This is a genomic window from Sphaerisporangium rufum (genome assembly GCF_016863395.1).
GTDB lineage: Bacteria > Actinomycetota > Actinomycetes > Streptosporangiales > Streptosporangiaceae > Sphaerisporangium > Sphaerisporangium rufum.
Window position 1 is genome coordinate 66391 of sequence record NZ_BOOU01000053.1, and the last position, 18850, is coordinate 85240.

Sequence of the window (18850 nt, forward strand, 5' to 3'; positions counted from 1 at the left end):
GCGGTTCAGTGCGGCGGCGCGGCCGGGACGCGGTGCTCGGCCAGCCGGGCGAGCACCGCCTGGTTGGCCTCCCAGCCGTCCGGGAACTTGACCGGGACGCCGAGCCGGACCGCGTCCGCCGACGGGTGGGCGTCCAGCAGCTCGGGGATCCCGGCCCGGGCCACCACGACGCAGGCGTGCCGATGCCGCGAGGTAAGGACGCACAGCCGGCCCGACTCCAGGTGGAACGCGGTGGCGTCCCGGCGCCCGGACAGCGGATGCAGCACGATGGTGACGTCGTACTCGCGGCCCTGTAGCCGGTTGGCGGTGTCCACCGTGACGCCGGCGGGCAGCCCGGCGGCCCGGATCGCGGCCACCTGGTCACGGTGCGCGGCGCCGACGGCGACCCGCTCGGCGGTGACCGGATGCTCGCCGCGCTCGGAGACGGTGACCGGCGAGCGCTGCAGCAGCCGGGTGGCCAGCACCGCGACGGCGCGCACCGCCTCGGCGTCGGTGCGCACGGTGTGCCGGTCCGGCAGCTCGTACAGCGCCCAGCCGGACGCGGCCGCCTCCTCCAGCGCCCGGTCGTAGGCGGTGCGCATGCCGCCGGTCGCGAACCCCATCCGCCGCTCCTCGGGCCCGGTGCCGGCCCGGAATCCGGTGAACGGGTAGAACGCCTCCGACACCAGCGGCGCCGCGGACGCGGGCAGCCGCCAGGAGACGGGCAGGCGATGCACCGGCAGGTCGGGATTGTGGCGCAGCAGCACCGCGACCGCGCTCTGCAGTGGATCCCACGACAGGCCGGCCCACCGGTCGCCGTCCACCACCGAGAACGGGTCGAGCTGGCCGGGGTCGCCGACGAACAGCGCCCGCTCGAACAGCCCGGCGATGCGCAGCAGCTTGTCCGAGCGCATCTGGTAGGCCTCGTCCACGATCGCCCACGGCCACACCCGGTCGCCGACCCAGGCCCACTTGTCGGCGGTCGCGATCACCACGTCCGGGTCGCCGAGATCGGCGAGCCGGGTGCCGATGGCCGCCCGGCCGGTCACCCGGGCCGGCGCGGTGTAGTCGCCCGCCGACAACCGCCCCAGGCGCAGCGCGGGGTGCGCGGCGGCGAGCCGGACGATCAGGTCGTCCACCTGCTCGTTCGTCTGCGCGATGATCATCAGGGGTTCGCCGCCCGCGGCCAGGTGCCCGGCGGCGCGCACCACCAGCGTCGACTTGCCGGCGCCCGGCGGGGAGTCGACGACCACGCCGCGGTGGCGGGGCAGGTCGGCGAGCACCGCGTCCACGACCGCGCCGGCCTCCGCCGCGGGGGACAGGCCCGCCGGCCCGGCGGCGCCGGTGGCCGGCACGGCCACCGCTCCGGACCGCCGGCCGCCGGTGCGGGTCATGACCAGTCCTCCTCGGCGTCGTCCTCGGCCGGCACGTATTCGGGCGGCGGGCCGCCGTGCGTCCACGGTGTCTCCTCCGGCGCGGGCAGCGCGGCCGGCGGCTGGTACTCGTCGGTGAGCGCCGCGTAGCACACCACCTCACCGACCTGCGGGACCGCGCCCGGCGTGGCCGTCGTCCCGCGCCCCATCCCCTTGACGATCTTCAGGGTGACCTCGCCGCCCGCGACGTCGACGACGTCGGCCCGCTGGCCGCGCCGGGCCGGCGTGGCGAGCCGCGCCCCGGCCGCCAGCCGCACCGGATCGCCGGTGCGCACCACCAGCAGCGGCCGGAGCTTGCGGCCCCGTCCCTCGCCCTCGGTGCGGTCCGGCTCGGCGGCGACCACGGTCCCGGTGAACGCCTCGCCGGCCAGCCGGTGGCCCGCCATCACCAGCGGATCGTCGAAGGCCCGCTGCGCGTCGTACACCGCCCGGGCCCGCTCCATCCGCGCCAGCCGGGCCGCGGCGGCCACCGCGCCGTCCCGCCGAGGCTGCGGCGGCGCGCCCTCGGCGAGCTGCGCCGCGAACGCGGTGAACGCGGTACGGTCCCCCTCCCAACGGGCCGCGGCCCCGCCGCCGGGCGGCAGGGCCCGCAGCAGATCGACCGCCCGCCACATCAGCCGCCAGGTCGGCTCCAGCTGGGAGCGGACCGCCGCGGCCACCGCGGCCGCCGCCCGCTCGCCGGGTGCCTCCTGGTAGGCGCGGATCGCCGGGGCGAGCACCTCGGCGTCGAACCCCGGGTCGGTGGCCGGCCCCGCGGGCGGCCAGACCAGCGGGTCCTCCGCCTCGCGGGCCGCGCTCGCGCCGCTCATGCCGGGCGGCGGGTCGATCCAGCCCAGCAGCGACGCCAGGTTGGCGTCCTCCAGGGCGCTCTGCCCGGTGGCCCAGTGCAGCGAGAGCAGGTCGGTGGCCGCGGCCAGCAGCACCGACCCCGGATACTGCGCCCGCCGGCCGAAGAAGGTGAGCCACCGGCCGAGCACCGGCACCGAGGGGTGCACCGCGTACGGTCCCTCGGCGCGGCGGAAGCGGGTGGACCTGCCGAGCAGCTGGACGAACGTGACCCCCGCCGGGTTCGGGACGAGCAGCTGCGGGGCGTCCACGCACCGCTCGTATGGTTCGGCGCCGCGCCGCTCCACCGTCTCGGTGGCCTTCTGCAGGCCCTCCACGTACGGCAGCACGACCTCGGCCAGCTCGGCGGTGAAGGCGAACCGCAGGTCGCGGTCGCGCGGCTGCGGCACCACCAGCAGCCGGGGATGATCGGGATCGGTGCCGGCCATCGCGGCCAGCGGGGCCGCCGCCTCGCCGGCCAGCCGCAGCGGGATGAGGACCATCGGCCGGTCGGACAGGTGGCAGTGGCGCACGGTCGCCAGCCGCTGCGCGCGGCCCTCCCGCAGCGCGCGCAGCCGGGCGAGCGCCGACAGGGTGCTCACGAGACCTCGGCGTACAGGCGGTCGGCCAGGCGGAGCAGCCGGGCGATCTCCGCGCGATCGTCGTCGGGCGCGAGCGAGCCGTCGGCCAGGGCGAGCGCCTCGGCGACCGTGGCGACCCCGCCGAGCTCGTCGCGGACCTGCCGGCCCAGCAGGTCGGTCGCGCCGGCCTCGGCCGCCTCCTCCCGGCAGAAGAAGCACAGGTCACAGGTGTTGAGGCAGTCCGGGGCGTAGCGGGCGCCGACCTCGCGCACCGCCGAGCGCAGCTCGGCCACCGGGCGCCGCGGCACGCCGCCGTCGTCCCGGCCCAGGTCGAACGTCAGCGTGTCCGGCAGCGGCTCGACGATGGCGCCGACCCGGGTCATCCGGGCGAGCTGCCGGCGCAGCACCGCCAGCTCGCGGCGTACGTCCACCAGCGTGGCCGCCGGGCGGTTGGCGAAGTTCTCCGGGCAGACCAGGACGATCTCGTGCGACACCCGCGACGGGTCGTGGCCGAGCTCGGCCAGCAGCGTGCTCAGCGCCAGCACGTACACCGCGGCCTGGCGGGCGGCGGCGGCCACCTTGTCCGGCTCGGCCTGCCCGTCCACCACGGCGAACGACTTGATCTCCACGATGTGGAACCGGCCGCCCAGCTGGAACGCCACCACGTCCGGCTCCAGGTAGGAGTGGTACCCGGCGATCTCCAGCCGCAGCAGCGGATGGTCGTACAGGGTGGCCGCCTCGCCGGCGTCCCGCGCGGCGCGGTCGATGAGCCGCCGGGTGTGGGAGTGGCGCAGGTGCGCCGACGGGTTGCCGCCCACGTCGGCCAGGTCGGTGTAGCCGGCCAGCGGCAGCGGCAGCCCGAGCAGCTCGCGCAGCAGCCGCAGCAGCTCCGCGCCGCCGCCCTCCTTGACCAGCGCCTCGAAGGCGTCGCCGCGGGTGATGGCGAACGGCGACCGGCCGAAGGGCGCGGGGAAACCCAGGTGGGTGGCGACGGCGTCCTTGTCCACGCCGGCGGCGTCCAGCACGGCACGGCGGGCGCACCCCGGGTTGGCCGCGAGGGCGGCGATGGCGCGGGCGTCGTGCGGGCGCGGCGGCTCCGGCCCGCGCAGCCGGTCGAGTCGATCCACCTCACACCTCTCTCTCGTCCGCCGGGCGCGGCCGGGCGCGGGGCCGGCCCCGGGATGGGGCCGGGCTCAGCACGAGGCCTCCGCCAGGCCCAGCGGCAGGCCGCCGAACAGGCGCTCGGCGTCGCCCAGCCGCGCGCGGGCACGACCGGCGATGTCCGCCCGGGCCGCGGCGTCGGCCGCCGCGTGCACCCGCAGCTCGGCGTGGGCCGCCTTGACCACGGTGCGCGGATCCGGCGCGGCCGGGACACCCGGACGGCCGGGGCCGCCGGTCGCGCCAGGGACGTTGCGGGCCAGCCGGGCCAGCAGCCGCTCGGCACCCGGCGCGGCGGGCTCGCCCGCCTCGGCCAGCCGCAGCACGTGCTCGGCGACGCGCACCGCCGTGGTGAGGAAGTCGACCCGCGGGCTCAGCGGGCCGACCACCCGGCGTTCCAGCGGCCAGGTGCTCACCGCGAACAGCCCGCGCGAGGCCGACAGGCGATCGGTGAGCGCGGCGCACAGGTAGTAGGGGCGGGCGTAGGGCGCGCCGCGGAAGGACCGTTCCTCGTCCCGGCGCAGGCTGGCCAGCCGGCCGCCGCCCAACGAACCGGCGTGCAGCGCGGCGTGCACCGCCACGATCATCCGCGCGGCCGCGGGTGCCCCGATCAGGGTGAGCGCCTGGTGCACCTGCTCGCGGACCGGCAGCAGCGAGGCCGGCTCGCCGGCCCGCTCGGTGGTCCCGGCCGCGGGGTCGGCGGCCTCCGGCCCGGCCACGGCCCGGTCCCACGCCCGTTCGGCGCCGCGCAGCTCGGCGCGCAGCTCGCGCGCCAGCGCGCCGTCCCGGGCTCGCACGGCCCGCCGGATCTCCCCGCGCAGCGCGCTGATCCGCGCCTCCAGGGCGTCCAGCGTCTCGCTCACGCCCGGAGCGTACCAGTGGTTCCCTCCGGTTCCAGAGATTTCCAGCATTCACCCGCGTGCCATCCGCCCCGGCGGGCCCGACCGCACCTGCGGACGGCTCCCGCCCGCGGGACGCGGGGGGACACGGCCGCCCGGCTCCGGCGCGGCGGACCCGGTGGCGGATCCGGTGGCGGCGTCCGGGCGGCCGGGCACCCGGCGGTCATCATCCGGCGTCACCATCCGGGCCGCCGGCCGCGGCGGTCCCGGCCCGCCCGACAGCGGTACGTGACCGCGAAGTACCCCTATGCTGTCCGTCATGGCGACCCTGGCGGGGAACGACGGGCGTGATCCGGACCGGCGCCGGGTGCTGCTCGACGCGGCCGACCGCGTGATCCTCCGCGAGGGACCGCAGGCGTCCATGGCGGCCATCGCCGCGGAGGCGGGCATCACCAAGCCCATCCTCTACCGCCATTTCGGCGACAAGAGCGGCCTGTACCAGGCGCTGGCCGACCGGCACATCCGCACGGTCGTCCGTGAGCTGCGGCAGCGGTTCGCCGGCACCGGCGCCGGCCCGCGCACCCGGGCCGAGGCCACCATCGAGACCTACCTGGACATGATCTCGGCCAACCGCAACCTCTACCGCTTCCTGTTCCACCGCGCCGGCGCCGAGGACAGCAGGACGCATTCGCACATGGCCGCCATCGTGCGCAGCCTGGGGGAGGAACTCGGCGCCGTCATCGCCGGCGACGGCGCCGACCCCGTCCGCGCGCAGATCCTCGGCCACGCCTTCGTCGGCATGGTGCACACCACCGGCGACTGGTGGCTGGAGCATCGCGAGGTCGACCGCCGCCGGGTCGTCGGCACCCTCGCCGACGTCATCACCGCCGCCATGGCCGCCCCCATCACGCCTGACGATGTTCGGCATCCTGGATTTCCGGCAGTGGACACGGGTGCTGGACGGTGAGCCGGTCGACGGGCGCACGTACATCTGGCGGGTGCGCGCCGAGGACCGCCCACCGGCTCCTGATCCACGACCGCCGGACGGCGACCGACCGGCCGGGGACGAGGCCGGAGACCGGCCCCGTCCTCCGGTGCCGGTGGTCAGTGGGAGCCGGAGAGTTCGATCTCGTGGACGCGGGGGTCGCCCTCGTCGGCGGTGTAGTCCGACGGCCGGGTGCCGTCGGGGCCGTCGGCCAGCCTGCCGGCCCGGGCGATCAGGGTGCCGGCGGCCGCGACGGCCAGGTTGACGATCAGGGCCAGGAAGCCGGCGTAGATCGTCATCTTGGTGTCCAGGCCGAGCTGGGACAGCGGGAACGCCGAGCCGCCGAAGTGGGCGTGGTTGATCGCCGGGTTGGCGATGTTGTAGAGCAGGATCATGCCGGCGGCCATGCCCGCGACCAGGCCGGCGATCAGTCCCGCCCGGTGGAACCAGCGGGTGAACAGCCCGAGGGCCACCGCGGGCAGGGTCTGCAGGATGATCACGCCGCCGATGAGCTGCAGGTCGATGGAGAACTGCGGGTCGATCATCAGGATCACCGCGACCGCCCCCACCTTCACCACCAGGGACGCGATCTTGCTGACCGCGGCCTCCTGGGCGTCGGTGGCGTCCGGCTTGAAGTACTCGCGGTAGATGTTGCGGGTGAACAGGTTGGCCGCGGCGATGGACATGATCGCCGCGGGCACCAGGGCGCCGATGCCGACCGCGGCGTAGGCGACGCCGGCCAGCCAGTCGGGGAACATCTTGTCGAACAGCAGCGGCACCACCGTGTTGGCGTCGGCCTTGCCGCCGGAGGTGATCGGCTTGACGCCCGCCGCGATCGCCATGTAGCCGAGCAGGGCGATCAGGCCGAGCAGCAGGCTGTAGGCGGGCAGCGCGGCCATGTTCCGCTTGACCACGCCCCGGTTGCGCGCGGCGAGCACGCCGGTGACGCTGTGCGGGTAGAGGAACAGCGCCATGGCCGAGCCGAGCGCCAGGGTGATGTACTGCAGCTGGTTGTTCGGGTTGAGCAGGATGCCGTCGCCCGGTGCCGGTGTGGCGTCGAACTTGGCCTTGGCCGCGTCGAAGATCGAGCCCCAGCCGCCGAGCTTCGCCGGGATGTAGATCACCGCCACCAGGATGATCAGGTAGATCAGCGAGTCCTTGACGAAGGCGATGAGCGCCGGGGCGCGCAGTCCGGACTGGTAGGTGTAGGCGGCCAGGATCGCGAACGCGATGATCAGCGGCAGGTCGCCGGTGACGCCCATCGTCTTCAGCACGGCCTCGATGCCGACCAGCTGCAGGGCGATGTACGGCATGGTCGCCACCAGGCCGGTGATCGCGACCAGCAGGGCGAGGGTGGGCGAGCCGAACCGCACCCGGACGAAGTCGGCCGGGGTGACCAGGTTGTGCACGTGCGACACCGACCAGAGCCGGATCAGCACCAGGAACACCAGGGGGTAGGTGATGATGGTGTAGGGCAGCGCGAAGAAGCCCATCGCGCCGGCGCCGAACAGCAGCGCGGGCACCGCGACGAAGGTGTAGGCGGTGTAGAGGTCGCCGCCGACCAGGAACCAGGTGACCCACGAGCCGAACTTGCGCCCGCCGAGCCCCCACTCGTGCAGGCTCGCCAGGTCGTCGGGGCGGCGCCACCGGGCGGCCACGAAGCCCATGCCGCTCACGACCAGGAACAGGATCGTGAAGACGACGATCTCGGTGATGTGCTCGCTCATCGGCCACCCCGCTTCCGGCCGGTCCGGTAGACGATGGTCGTGCAGACGACCCCGACGGCCACGAACGCGAGCTGCAGCCAGTAGAACAGCGGGAAGCCGAGCAGCCGGGGCTGGTCGGCGTTGTACAGGGCGGTGATCAACGGGATGACGATCGGCACGAGCAGCAGCCAGTTCCACGGGTTGCGGTCGCTGCGTGCCGGACGCTGATCGCTGGATGGCGTGGTCAACACACTCTCCTCGGAGAAGAGTCGCGTGACTAGCCTGATGCGGCTAGTCAGCCGGTCGTGCGGAAGCGTAGTTACGGCCGCGCGTCCGGGACCTCACCGATCGGTGAACGGGCGTGTCGGCGCGCCGAATGGTCACCACCGCTCACCGGCGCGCCGCCGTCCCGGCCGGCGGTCCGAAGCCGACGGCGGCGCCCGCCCGCCGGGACGGGGACCCGCCTCAGTCCAGGTGGGGCAGGACGACCGCGGAGGGGTGCGCGGGGTCGTGGAAGATCTCCTGGTCGGCGGGGACGCCGGTGGCGCCGGAGGCGAGCGGCTCGCCGGTGCCGAGGTTGCGGGCCAGCCGGGGGTAGGCGCCGCCGGCGATCTGTACCCGTATCCGGTGGCCGCGGCGGAACCGGTGGGCGACCGGCCACAGCTCCACCTCCACCCGGCGCACCCCGTCCTCGCCGGCGGGCGGCGTGCCCGGCGCCAGCCGCCGCACCCCCTCGCACACGTTGAGCGAGGTGCCGTCCGGTGCCACATCGCAGACCCTGACCACCAGGTCGGTGTGCGGGGTGCCGGCCCGCACGTAGATCTCCGCCGCCACCGGCCCGATCACCTCCAGGCCGGCCGCCAGCGGCGCGCCGGTGTAGACCAGGACGTCCGCGCGCGCCTCCAGCGGCCGGTTGTCGCGCGGCGCGGAGTTGCCGAGCAGCGTCGGCCCGCCGAGCGCCGGCGTCGGGAAGCCGGGGTGGTAGCGGAACCGGTCGGGCGGCGCGTCCGCCGGGCCGTCCGGGCCGAGTCCCGCCCCCTGCTGCAGGTGCCAGCGGCGGGCCCGGGTGCCCGGCACCGGCCAGTCGGCGAAGTCGCGCCACTCGCCGGCGCCGGTGACGTACAGCCGCACCGGGCTCGCCCGCAGCCCGGAACGGTCGCCGAGCAGGTGGGCGCGGAACCAGGCCAGCGCGTCCAGGTTGGCCAGCCGCCCGTGCCGCACGTCGGCGTGGTGCCAGGGCCCGATGGTGAGGTACGGGTGCCGCCCGGCGGCGCGCATGGCCGCGTAGTCCTTGAGCTGCCAGGGCAGGAAGACGTCGTACCACCCGCCGGTCATGGTGACCGCGGCGTCCACCTCGCCGACGGTGGCCGAGTGGTCGCGCTTCTTCCAGAAGGGCACCGCCGGGTCGGCGTGGTGGGCCAGCACGTCCTGGAAGAAGGGCAGCGGCCGGCCGGCGGCCAGCACGTCCAGTTCCCCGACCGGCCGGCCCGACAGCATCGCCCGCTGGGCGCGGCGCGGCGCGAACCACACCGCGGCCCCGCTGAGCGGGCCGGACATCATCGCGGTCAGCGTGCTCCAGCTCAGCGTCGCCTCCAGCGCGAACGAGCCGCCGACGTAGGCGGCGTCCCGGAACTGGGAGGCGGTCACCTGGGTGGCCATCGCCTTGAGGTCGGGGCCCGCGTAGGGGGCGATCGCCCACTGGGCGAAGCCGAGGTAGCTCGGGCCGTGCATGGCGAAGGCGCCGCCGTACCAGGGCTGGGCGCGCATCCATTCCACGGTGGCCAGCCCGTCGTCCTGCTCGTCCAGCGGCGCCGGCTCGCCCTGCGACCCGAAGCCGCCCCGGCAGCTCTGCAGCACCACCTGGAACCCCTGGCGCGCGAACGCCCGCCCGTAGGCGAGCCCGAACAGGCCGCGCCGGCCGTAGGGCGACCGGATGAGGATCACCGGCGCGCGCGGCACGCCGAGCGGCACCCAGCGGTCGGCCAGCAGCGTCACGCCGTCCGGCATGGGCACCCGGACGTCCCGATGGAGGGCCACCCGATGCGGTATCCCGGCCATTCAGCGCTCCCGGATGTGGACGGAGGCACGCGTCATTCGCGGAAATCGACGATTTACTCGTCAGTAACATATTAGTGCTATCGTCCGCGAACCGCTGTGACCTGGCTCACAGGGCCCGGCGGTGCGGCGGGCCGGCCGAAACGGTGGCGGCCGGTGGGCGCGACCGCTACGATTCGAAGCATGCGAACTCTCTCACCTGCGAAGTGGTGGCGCCGCGTATAGGCGGCGCGAGTTTCGCACATCCAACGGACGGCCGCCCCGGGAGGCGGCCTTTCTCGTTTGCCCGCCCCGGGGCTCATCGAAGATCAGAAGGGCGAGGCAGGGTGGACACGAGCGGATATACCACCGCCGGTGGCATCGATGTCGAGGTGACGACCTCCGATGTCGCGGAGACCGTGCTGGAGGACGTGGTCTCCTCCCTCGGCGAGCGGCGGGGCGGGGTCCTGTCGTCCGGCATGGAGTATCCGGGGCGGTACAGCCGATGGCACCTCGCCTACGCCGACCCGATCCTGGAGATCGTCGCCCGCGGCCGGCGGGTGCGGGCCCGAGCCCTCAACCAGCGGGGCCGCGTCGTGCTGCCCGCGGTCGCCTCCTGCCTGCTGGCCGCCGGCAAGACCACCGGCGAGCCCACCCTGGACGAGGTCGAGGTGCACGTCGACGAGTCCGAGGACATCCTGCCCGAGGAGATGCGCAGCCGGCGGCCCACGGTGTTCACCGCCATCCGGGAGATCATCGGCGCGTTCGCCGGCCCCGACGAGCACCTCGGCCTGTACGGCGCGTTCGGCTACGACCTGGCCTTCCAGTTCGAGCCCATCCGCCAGGTGCTGGAGCGGGCGGCCGACCAGCGCGACCTGGTGCTGCACCTGCCCGACCGGGTCATGGTCATCGACCGCAAGCGCGAGACCAGCCGCGAGTACCGCTACGAGTTCACCGTGGACGGCGTGTCCACCCGCGGCCTGCCGCGGGCCGGCGAGTCCGTCCCGCCGGCCGGGCCGCCTTCGGCGCTGCCCGCCGACCCGCCGCGCGGCGAGTACGCCACCGTGGTCGAGGCCGCCAAGCGGCGCTTCCGCCGCGGCGACCTGTTCGAGGTCGTCCCCGGCCAGGTCTTCCACGCGGCCTGCGCCGACCCGGCCGCGTTCTACCGGAGCCTGCGCCACAGCAACCCCGCCCCGTACGAGTTCCTGTTCAACCTCGGCGAGGGGGAGCACCTGGTCGGCGCCAGCCCGGAGATGTACGTCCGGGTGCAGGGCGACCGGGTCGAGACCTGCCCGATCTCCGGCACCATCGCCCGCGGCGCCAACCCGGTCGAGGACGCCGAGGCGATCCGCACCCTGCTCAGCTCGGTGAAGGAGGAGTCCGAGCTGACCATGTGCACCGACGTCGACCGCAACGACAAGTCGCGTATCTGCGTCCCCGGCTCGGTGCAGGTGATCGGCCGCCGGCAGATCGAGATGTACTCCCGGCTGATCCACACCGTCGACCACATCGAGGGCCGGCTGCGCCCCGGGTTCGACGCCCTGGACGCCTTCCTGACCCACATGTGGGCCGTCACCGTGACCGGCGCCCCCAAGACGTGGGCGATGCAGTTCATCGAGGACCACGAGGCCACCCCGCGCCGGTGGTACGGCGGCGCGGTCGGCTACCTGGGGTTCGACGGCTCCATGAACACCGGCCTGACCCTGCGCACCGCGCAGATCCGCGGCGGCGTCGCCACCGTCCGGGCCGGAGCGACCCTGCTGTTCGACTCCGACCCGGCGGCCGAGGAGCGCGAGACCGAGCTCAAGGCGAGCGCGCTGCTCGGCGCGCTGGCCGCCGTCGGCGCGGAGCGGTCCGCGGCCGGCGCGCCCGCGCCGGTGCCCGCGCCGGCGGCCGAGCGGCCGGGGGAGGGGACCACCGTGCTGCTCGTCGACTATGAGGACTCCTTCGTCAACACGCTGGCCGACTACTTCCGCCAGCAGGGCGCCCAGGTGGTGACCCTGCGGCACGGGTTCCCGCTCGCCATGCTGGAGGAGGTCGCGCCCGACCTGGTGGTCCTGTCGCCGGGCCCCGGCTGGCCCGCCGACTTCGGCTGCGCCGCCCTGCTCGAGGCCGTGTACGACCGCGGCCTGCCGGTCTTCGGCGTCTGCCTCGGCCTGCAGGCCATGGTCGAGCAGGCCGGCGGCTCGCTGTCCCTGCTGGACCACCCCCAGCACGGCAAGCGCGGTGAGGTGACCCGGCAGGGCGGCGGCGCGCTGCTCGACGGGCTACCGGAGCGGTTCATCGCCGCCCGCTACCACTCGGTGCACACCACCGAGGCCGACGTGCAGGGTTTCACGGTGACCGCGCGCACGCCCGACGGCGCGGTGATGGCCCTCGAGGACACCGCCCGGCGGCGGTTCGCCGTCCAGTTCCACCCCGAGTCCATCCTCACCACCGAGGGCGGCGCCGGCGCGCGGGTCATCGCCAACGTGCTGCGGCTCTGCCGGAGATGACCGGCGCGGGCCGGGACGGCGCCGCCGTCCCGGCCCGGCCGCTCCACTACGATGGCGGCCGACGGGAAGGGGGCCTTACCGGTGAGGTTCGAGAGCGACGTGACGGTCGAGCTGGTCAGGCACAGTGCCGCCGACTCCGACGTGGTGTGGGCCGCGCGGGTCTCCACCGCGGGCGAGCAGTCGCTGGAGGCGGTCCACCAGGACGCCGGGCGCTCGGCCGGTCTGATCAACTACCTGATGCGCGACCGGCACGGCAGCCCGTTCGAGCACAATTCCATGACCTTCTTCATCAGCGCCCCCATCTTCGTCTTCCGCGAATTCCACCGCCATAGAGTTGGATGGTCGTATAACGAGGAGAGTGCGAGGTATCGCGAGCTAAGTCCGGTTTTCTACCTGCCGGCGGGGGAGCGGAAGCTGGTGCAGCGGGGGAAGCCGGGGCGGTACGAGTTCGTCGACGGCGACGAGGGTCAGCGCAAGCTGGTCGCCGAGGCGATGGAGCACTCCTACCGGACCTCCTACACCGCCTACCAGGAGATGCTCGCGGCCGGGGTGGCGCGGGAGGTGGCCCGGGCGGTGCTGCCGGTCGGCCTGTTCTCCTCGATGTACGCCACCTGCAACGCCCGCTCGCTGATGCACTTCCTGTCGCTGCGCACCAAGGACGAGCGGGCGAAGGTGCCGTCCTTCCCGCAGCGCGAGATCGAGATGGTCGCCGAGAAGATGGAGGCCCACTGGGCCGGCCTGATGCCGCTCACCCACGCCGCCTTCAACGCCGCCGGGCGGGTCGCACCCTGACGGGAACCGACCCGCCCGGGCGGGCGGCCGCGGGCAGGTAGGGATCAGGCGGCGCCGGCCCGCCGTCGCGGCGGGTGTCAGGCGGCGCCGGCGCGCGCCGCGGTCACCGCGACGGTGACGAACCGGGCGGTGAACCGGCCCCCGACCGCGTCGATCGCCGCCGCGGTGCTCGCCGCCACCTCCGCTCGCTGCGCCGGGGTGAGCCGGGCGTGCAGGCCGCTGGTGGACAGCGTCTCCAGCCACTCGTCGCGGGTGTAGGGCCGCTCCGAGTCGAAGCGCCGTTCCTCGGGCTCGTCGAACACCGCCGCCGCGCGGATGCCCTCGGCCGCCGCGGCGCGCGTCGGACCGTACGGGTCCGCGTCCCGCGAGGCTTCGGTGAGGGCCGGCGGCAGGCCCGGCACGGCCGAGCGCAGGCCGGCGGCGAACTCCTCCGCCAGGCCGGGCGGGGGCAGCGCCATGTTCCAGAACACCGCCAGCCGGCCGCCGGGGCGTAGTGCCCGGCCGGCCTTCACCGCACCCGCGGCCGGGTCGATCCAGTGCCAGGCCTGGGCGGCGATGACGGCGTCGAAGAGCCGTCCCGCCGGGTCCCATTCCTCGAAGGAGGACACCTCCACCGGGAAGCCGTCCCGCCGGGCGAGCTCGGCCATCCGCGGGTCGGGCTCGACGCCGAGCACCCGGCAGCCGGCCGCCCGGAACTGCCGGGCGGCGATGCCGGTGCCGATGCCGACGTCGACGACGTCGAGTCCCGGCGTGGCGGCGACGATCGCCGCCACCAGCTCGCCGGGATAGTCGGGGCGGGCCCGGTCGTAGCGCTCGGCGTCGGCGCCGAACGACTCGGCCATGTCCCGCTGGTGGTGGGAGTGCATCTCCTGATGTTCATGAGTGGGCATGCGCCCATTAGTAGTGGGCGTGTGCCCACTTGGTCAAGCCCGATAGGATTCGGCCGAGCGAGGTCGGGAGGACGGCATGCCGACGGGAGTGGCCATCCGGGACGTGCGCGAGCAGCTGTTCGCCGCCGCCGACCGCGTCCTGCTACGGGACGGGCCGAGCGGGCTGACCAGCCGGGCGGTCACCGCCGAGGCGGGCTGCGCCAAAGGGGTGCTGCACCGCCACTTCGCCGACTTCGACGACTTCCTGGCGGCCTTCGTGCTGGACCGGGTGCACCGGATGGACGCCCAGGCCGCCGCGCTGCGCGACTCGGCCGGCTCGGGTACGGTGATCGGCAATCTCGCCGCGGCGCTCAGCGCCCTGTTCGGCTCGGTGGCCGTGGCGATCGTCGCGCTGGTCACCTTCCGCGATGAGCTGCGCGGCCGGTTGCGCGACACCTGGCCGGCCGGCGTCCCGGTGCTGACCGAGGCGGTGACCATGATCGCCGATTATCTGGCCGCCGAGCGCGGGCTCGGCCGCCTGGCGTCCGGCGCCGACGTGGACGGGCTCGCGCCCACGCTGATCGGCGCGGCGCACCTGCTGTTCGCCGACCGGCGGGCCGCGCCGCCCGAGCCCGGCGCGGTCCACCGGATGGTGACCTCCGTGGTCGGCGGCCTGGTGCGGGAACCGCCGCGGTGACCGGCGGGCGGTAGGCGATCCCCGGTCCGATCCCCGGTCCGATCCCCGGCCCGATCCGCGGCGCGCGGCCAAGGCGCGGGACTGCGGGGCGCGCTCTAAAGGGCGGGCAGCACGTACACCTCGGCGCCGGGCGGCAGGGCACAGGAGAGCCCGCCGAGGCGCCGGGCGTTCTCGCCGCAGACGAACATGCTGATGTGCCGGCGGATGCCGCCGTGGTCGTCGCACAGCCGCCGGCCGAGCGTCGGGTGGACGCGGCGCAGCGTGTGCAGGGCGGCGCCGAGGGTCGGATGGCCTTCGGCGGACTCGGCGACCGCGAATACGCGGACCTCCGCGGCGCCGGTGCCCCAGTGCCACAGCGGGCTGGGCAGCACGAACTTCACGAGCGTGACGGGTCTGGCCATGGGATCAGCGCGCCGCCGCCGCGGAGCGGGGGAGCGGGGCGGCGGGCGGGGTGGCCTGCATGGTGGCCCTTCCTTTCGCGGTGTCGGGCCGCATCGCCTGTCCCCCCGGTTCGGCGTGCTCGCACCCGATCGACATGTCGGCCGCTGCGCGCGGATCGGCATCATCGTGTCACGTCCCCCGGCGGCCGGCGGGGCACTCCGCCGGATTCGCCCGCGCGGGCCGCGACCGGACGCCGCCGGCGGCTCGGCTCGGGCCGCCCCTCACCGGCGGACGGCGTCCCGGTGGATGCGCGCCGCCGGCACCCCGTCATCCCGCAGCCGCCGGACCGTCTCCTCCACCATCGCGTCCGGCCCGCAGACGTAGATCTCCTGGTCGGCCCAGACGGGAAAGCGGCCGAGCACCTCCGGTGGCGTGCCGCGGACGCCGTCGTAGGACGGTTCGTCGGACACGACGGGCAGCACGCGCAGCGGCGGGTAGGCGGCCTCCATCCGTATCAGGTCCGGCAGATCGTACAACTCGGCGGAGGTGCGGGCGCCGAACAGCAGATGGACCGCGGTCTCCCGCCCGGCGCCGATCACATGCTCGACGATCGCCTTCAGCGGCGCCAGGCCGGTGCCTCCGGCGACGCACAGCAGGTCGCGCCCGGGATCGGCGGGCGGGGCCATGGTGCCCACCGGCGGGCCGAGCAGCAGCGTATCGCCGATCTTGGTGTGCATGACCAGCGCCGAGCTGACCCAGCCGCCGCCGATCGCGCGCACGTGCAGGCGTAGCGTGTGGTCCGGCCGGGGGGCGTTGGCGATGGAGTAGCTGCGCCACACCCGGGGCCAGCGGGGGGTCTGCACGTCGATGTATTGGCCGGGGACGTACTCCAGCGGCGGATCCGGGCGCAGGGTGAGGACCGCGATGCCGGGCGTGCGGCGTTCGTGGCCGATCACCTCGGCCGGCCACCACGCGGGACCCGCGTGCGCCTCGGCGGCCTGGATCATGATGTTGGCGGCCGCGGTGTAACCGGCCACCCAGGCCGCCTCGACCTCGGTGTCCCAGCCGTCGGCGGCGAACCGGCGCATGGTCGCCAGCAGCGCGTTGCCCACCGCGGTGTAGTGCTCGGCGACCACGCCGTACTTGCGATGGTCCCGGCCGAGCTGGGCGAGATAGTCATGCGAGCCGGAGCCGTCCAGGCTCCACACCACCCGGGCCAGCGCGCCGAACAGCCGGTCGCGGCGCACGTCCATGGCCGGGGGGAACATCCCGCGCAGCGGCGGTGCCTCGGCGAACAACCGGCCGTAGAAGTACGCGGCGGCCCTGCCCATGACCGGCCGAATGGCCGAAAAGCTTTCTTTGACAAGACGCGGATTCAACGACATGTGTCGACGCCCACCCAGAGACGGATCGGAATTTCCCTTCCGATCGTGCGGTCCACCTCCCTGACATTCCGGGTGACGAGCGTCCGGCGGCCCCGGCCCGGCCGTCCGCTCCGAACGGAGTCTTCCATCGCCGTGGCCGGGTTGCCACCCTTTCTCCATAAGGTGGGGAGAAGGTGAACTATTCGTAATGACCGGGGTTTTCGGGTGGCCCGGCAATCGCATATCGGCACATGAATAATCATCGCCTTCGCCGGAAATGATTTACGGTCACGCCCGGGCATGTCGTGACCCGGCCGGGACGCCGGGGGCGGTGGGTGGCCAGGCGGCGGGCTCCCGGCTCCCGGTACGCCGGGACCGTGGAGGTCGCGGTGACGCGACTGATAGCTAGATAGTGGACATATCCGAAATCTGGCTGCGCCATGATGGTGGCTTGCCACTGCAAACGCACGGGTGCGCCGCTGTGCGACGGCGGCCGCCACGCGCGAGCCCCGGGAGTTCCCCATGCTGCGACCGCTGATCGGTATCACCACCTACTTCGACCCCGCCCGGTGGGGCGCCTGGGTCCGCGAGGCGGTGATCTCCCCGCCCGCCTACGCCAAGGCGGTCGACCGGGCGGGCGGGTCGCCGGTACTGGTCCCGCCGCTCAGCCTCGGCGCCATCGAGGGATACGTGCGCGGCCTCTCCGGGCTCATCCTGGCCGGGGGCGTGGAGGTCGATCCCGCCGTGTACGGGGAGGAACGCGACGAGCGGGTGGCCGAGCCCCAGCCCGGGCGGGACCGGTTCGAGATCGCGATCGCCCGGGCGGCCATCGAGGCCGACCTGCCCGTGCTCGGCGTGGACCGCGGGCTGCACGTCCTCAACGTGGCCCTTGGCGGTACCCTCATCCCCTGGCTGCCCCAGGCGGTGCATCACGACCGGCACGCCGGTGGCGAACCGCACGTCCTGCAGGTCAGCGTGTCCAGCAAGGTGGGCAAGGCGGTCGGTGACCGCCTGGAGGTGACCGCGCCGCACCACCAGGGCATCCGGCGGCTCGGCGACGGGCTGCTGGCCGTGGCGTGGGCCGACGACCAGATCGTCGAGGCGGTGGAACTGCAGGGTCACCGCTTCTGCGTGGGCGTGCAGTGGCACCCCGAACGCGGCGGCGACAACCGGATCGTGGACGCCCTGGTCGAGGCGGCCATGCCCTGAGCGAACCCGGCGGGCCGGCCACGCTGGCCGGCCGCGGCGGCGGCCTGGAGCGGCGAGAGCAGCCGGGGCCGGCGGGCGTGGTAGACGAACGCGGGGGGCATGTTGCGCCACACGGTGCGGCCCGGCACGACCTCCTCGAAGCACTCGCCCAGCCGGTGCCGGAAGGCGATCGCGGCCGGCAGCGCCCGGGCGTGGACGTAGGCGAAGGTGGTGAACGCCCCGTCCGCCGCCAGCGCACCGGCGATGGCGCCGAGCAGCCGATCCTGCAGCGCGCCGGAGAAGGCCGCCCACGGCAGGCCGCTCACCACCACCTCGGCCCGGCCGAGTCCTTGGTCGGCCAGCAGGGCGGGCAGGCGCGCGGCGTCGCCCACCACGACCGCGGCGCCGGGGACGCGCGCGGTGAGCCGGCGGGCCAGCGCCGGGTTGATCTCGACGGCCAGGTGCCGGCCGCGCCCGCCGAGCCGCCGCTGGATCTCCTCGGTGAACACCCCCGTGCCCGGACCGAGCTCCACCACGAGCGGATCACCTCGCTCGGGCACCGGGCCGGCCACCGCCCGCGCCAGCCGGCGCGAGCTGGGCGCCACCGCGCCGGTGGTGCCGGGGAACCGGAGGAACTGCTCGAAGAAGAGCGCCGCGTCGTTGACCATGGCAACGACCCTAGGGAAAGCACGGCGGCCGAGGCTCCACCCGCCGAGCGATTCCGGTCCTTCCGGAAGGGGGTTTCCGCTTCCTCCTCCAGGAGGAGGCCCGCCGCGGCCGGGCGCCGGGGCGGCCACCGCGCGCCGGCCCGTCCCGGTAGGGTCGGCACCAGACGCGCGAGGGGGTTCACGGGGTGAGATCGGCGGAGGACCGGATCTGGACGGTTCCGAACGTGCTGAGCATGCTGCGGCTGCTCGGCGTGCCGGTGTTCCTGTGGCTGGTGCTGGGCCCGCGGGCCGACGCCTGGGCCCTGGCCCTGCTGATGGCGGCCGGCCTGTCGGACTGGCTGGACGGCAAGCTCGCCCGGGCCTGGAACCAGACCAGCAGGCTGGGCCGGCTGCTCGACCCGGTCGCCGACCGGCTGTACATCCTGGCCACGCTGCTCGGGCTGACGCTGCGCGAGGTGATCCCGTGGTGGCTGACCGGGCTGATCGTCGCGCGGGACGTGCTGCTCGCCATCGGCGTGCCGGTGCTGCGCCGGCACGGGTTCGGCCCGGCGCTGCCGGTGCACTTCCTGGGCAAGGCGGCGACCGCCTGCCTGCTGTACGCCTTCCCGCTGCTCTTCCTCGCCTCCCACCAAGGCTGGTACGCCGACGGGGCCAGGATCTTGGGATGGGCCTTTGCCATCTGGGGAACAGGTCTGTATTGGTGGGCGGGGGCGCTGTACGTGGCTCAGGGGCGCCGGCTCATCGGAGGGGCGCGCCCGACGTGAACGCCGACGGCCCGTCCCGGCGGGTCCTGACGGCGGTCGCCCACGCCGGCGTGGCCGCGTGCCCACCGTGACGACACGAGCGGGAGGGTGAT

At 74.6% G+C, this 18850-nt stretch carries 17 protein-coding genes; 6 read left to right on the forward strand and 11 right to left on the reverse strand.

Features of this window, described 5'->3' with window-relative positions; all coding sequences use genetic code 11:
- Positions 1–5: 5 nt before the first annotated feature.
- The 4 genes from Sru01_RS19040 to Sru01_RS19055 all read right to left on the reverse strand — a co-directional run bounded on the left by Sru01_RS19040 (position 6) and on the right by Sru01_RS19055 (position 4839).
- Positions 6–1373, reverse strand: coding sequence for an AAA family ATPase (locus Sru01_RS19040; RefSeq protein ID WP_203988189.1), 1368 nt, complete (start codon positions 1371–1373; stop codon positions 6–8).
- Positions 1370–2839, reverse strand: a complete 1470-nt coding sequence (locus Sru01_RS19045) for a hypothetical protein (protein WP_203988191.1) — start codon at positions 2837–2839, stop codon at positions 1370–1372. Before Sru01_RS19045 ends, Sru01_RS19040 begins: the two co-directional genes overlap by 4 nt.
- Positions 2836–3945: a hypothetical protein gene (locus Sru01_RS19050; RefSeq protein ID WP_203988193.1), complete on the reverse strand. Its 1110-nt coding sequence runs from the start codon at positions 3943–3945 to the stop codon at positions 2836–2838. Before Sru01_RS19050 ends, Sru01_RS19045 begins: the two co-directional genes overlap by 4 nt.
- 66 nt (positions 3946–4011) lie before the next feature.
- Positions 4012–4839, reverse strand: coding sequence for a hypothetical protein (locus Sru01_RS19055; RefSeq protein ID WP_203988195.1), 828 nt, complete (start codon positions 4837–4839; stop codon positions 4012–4014).
- A gap of 295 nt (positions 4840–5134) precedes the next feature.
- On the opposite strand from Sru01_RS19055, the gene Sru01_RS19060 reads away from it, so the two are divergent.
- On the forward strand, positions 5135–5782 hold the full coding sequence (locus Sru01_RS19060) for a TetR family transcriptional regulator (protein WP_203988197.1): 648 nt from the start codon (positions 5135–5137) through the stop codon (positions 5780–5782).
- 137 nt (positions 5783–5919) lie between these two features.
- On the opposite strand, the gene mctP is transcribed toward Sru01_RS19060, so the two are convergent.
- The 3 genes from mctP to Sru01_RS19075 all read right to left on the reverse strand — a co-directional run bounded on the left by mctP (position 5920) and on the right by Sru01_RS19075 (position 9564).
- Positions 5920–7527 carry a monocarboxylate uptake permease MctP gene (gene mctP, locus Sru01_RS19065; RefSeq protein ID WP_203988199.1) on the reverse strand — a complete coding sequence of 536 codons (1608 nt, stop codon included), beginning with the start codon at positions 7525–7527 and terminating at the stop codon, positions 5920–5922.
- A complete protein-coding gene (locus tag Sru01_RS19070; RefSeq protein ID WP_373869530.1) occupies positions 7524–7754 on the reverse strand; it encodes a DUF3311 domain-containing protein in 231 nt (76 codons plus the stop codon). Before Sru01_RS19070 ends, mctP begins: the two co-directional genes overlap by 4 nt.
- 217 nt (positions 7755–7971) lie before the next feature.
- Positions 7972–9564, reverse strand: coding sequence for a CocE/NonD family hydrolase (locus Sru01_RS19075; protein ID WP_203988218.1), 1593 nt, complete (start codon positions 9562–9564; stop codon positions 7972–7974).
- A gap of 323 nt (positions 9565–9887) precedes the next feature.
- Here Sru01_RS19075 and Sru01_RS19080 point away from each other — a divergent pair, with 323 nt between their 5' ends.
- Together Sru01_RS19080 and thyX are read left to right on the forward strand one after the other, a co-directional pair.
- Positions 9888–12035: an anthranilate synthase component I gene (locus Sru01_RS19080; protein ID WP_203988221.1), complete on the forward strand. Its 2148-nt coding sequence runs from the start codon at positions 9888–9890 to the stop codon at positions 12033–12035.
- 81 nt (positions 12036–12116) lie between these two features.
- A complete protein-coding gene (gene thyX / locus Sru01_RS19085; protein WP_203988223.1) occupies positions 12117–12827 on the forward strand; it encodes an FAD-dependent thymidylate synthase in 711 nt (236 codons plus the stop codon).
- Between the two features lie 77 nt (positions 12828–12904).
- On the opposite strand, the gene Sru01_RS19090 is transcribed toward thyX, so the two are convergent.
- Positions 12905–13717, reverse strand: a complete 813-nt coding sequence (locus tag Sru01_RS19090; protein WP_239137551.1) for a class I SAM-dependent methyltransferase — start codon at positions 13715–13717, stop codon at positions 12905–12907.
- 76 nt (positions 13718–13793) lie between these two features.
- Between Sru01_RS19090 and Sru01_RS19095 the strand changes: the two genes are divergently transcribed.
- A complete protein-coding gene (locus Sru01_RS19095) occupies positions 13794–14393 on the forward strand; it encodes a TetR/AcrR family transcriptional regulator (protein ID WP_203988225.1) in 600 nt (199 codons plus the stop codon).
- A 95-nt stretch (positions 14394–14488) separates the two neighbouring features.
- Here Sru01_RS19095 and Sru01_RS19100 read toward each other — a convergent pair whose 3' ends face one another.
- Entirely contained in the window at positions 14489–14794 is a 306-nt protein-coding gene (locus Sru01_RS19100) for a ubiquitin family protein (protein WP_203988227.1), read from the reverse strand.
- A 261-nt stretch (positions 14795–15055) separates the two neighbouring features.
- On the reverse strand, positions 15056–16105 hold the full coding sequence (locus Sru01_RS19105) for a globin domain-containing protein (RefSeq protein WP_239137552.1): 1050 nt from the start codon (positions 16103–16105) through the stop codon (positions 15056–15058).
- A gap of 555 nt (positions 16106–16660) precedes the next feature.
- On the opposite strand from Sru01_RS19105, the gene Sru01_RS19110 reads away from it, so the two are divergent.
- Positions 16661–17347 (forward strand): gamma-glutamyl-gamma-aminobutyrate hydrolase family protein, encoded by a 687-nt coding sequence (locus Sru01_RS19110; protein ID WP_203988231.1) that lies wholly within the window; start codon positions 16661–16663, stop codon positions 17345–17347.
- On the opposite strand, the gene Sru01_RS19115 is transcribed toward Sru01_RS19110, so the two are convergent.
- Positions 17257–17994, reverse strand: a complete 738-nt coding sequence (locus Sru01_RS19115; protein ID WP_203988233.1) for a class I SAM-dependent methyltransferase — start codon at positions 17992–17994, stop codon at positions 17257–17259. The two genes, Sru01_RS19110 and Sru01_RS19115, sit on opposite strands and share 91 nt — an antisense overlap.
- A 185-nt stretch (positions 17995–18179) precedes the next feature.
- Here Sru01_RS19115 and clsA point away from each other — a divergent pair, with 185 nt between their 5' ends.
- Positions 18180–18758 (forward strand): cardiolipin synthase ClsA, encoded by a 579-nt coding sequence (gene clsA, locus Sru01_RS19120; RefSeq protein WP_239137553.1) that lies wholly within the window; start codon positions 18180–18182, stop codon positions 18756–18758.
- Positions 18759–18850: the final 92 nt, after the last annotated feature.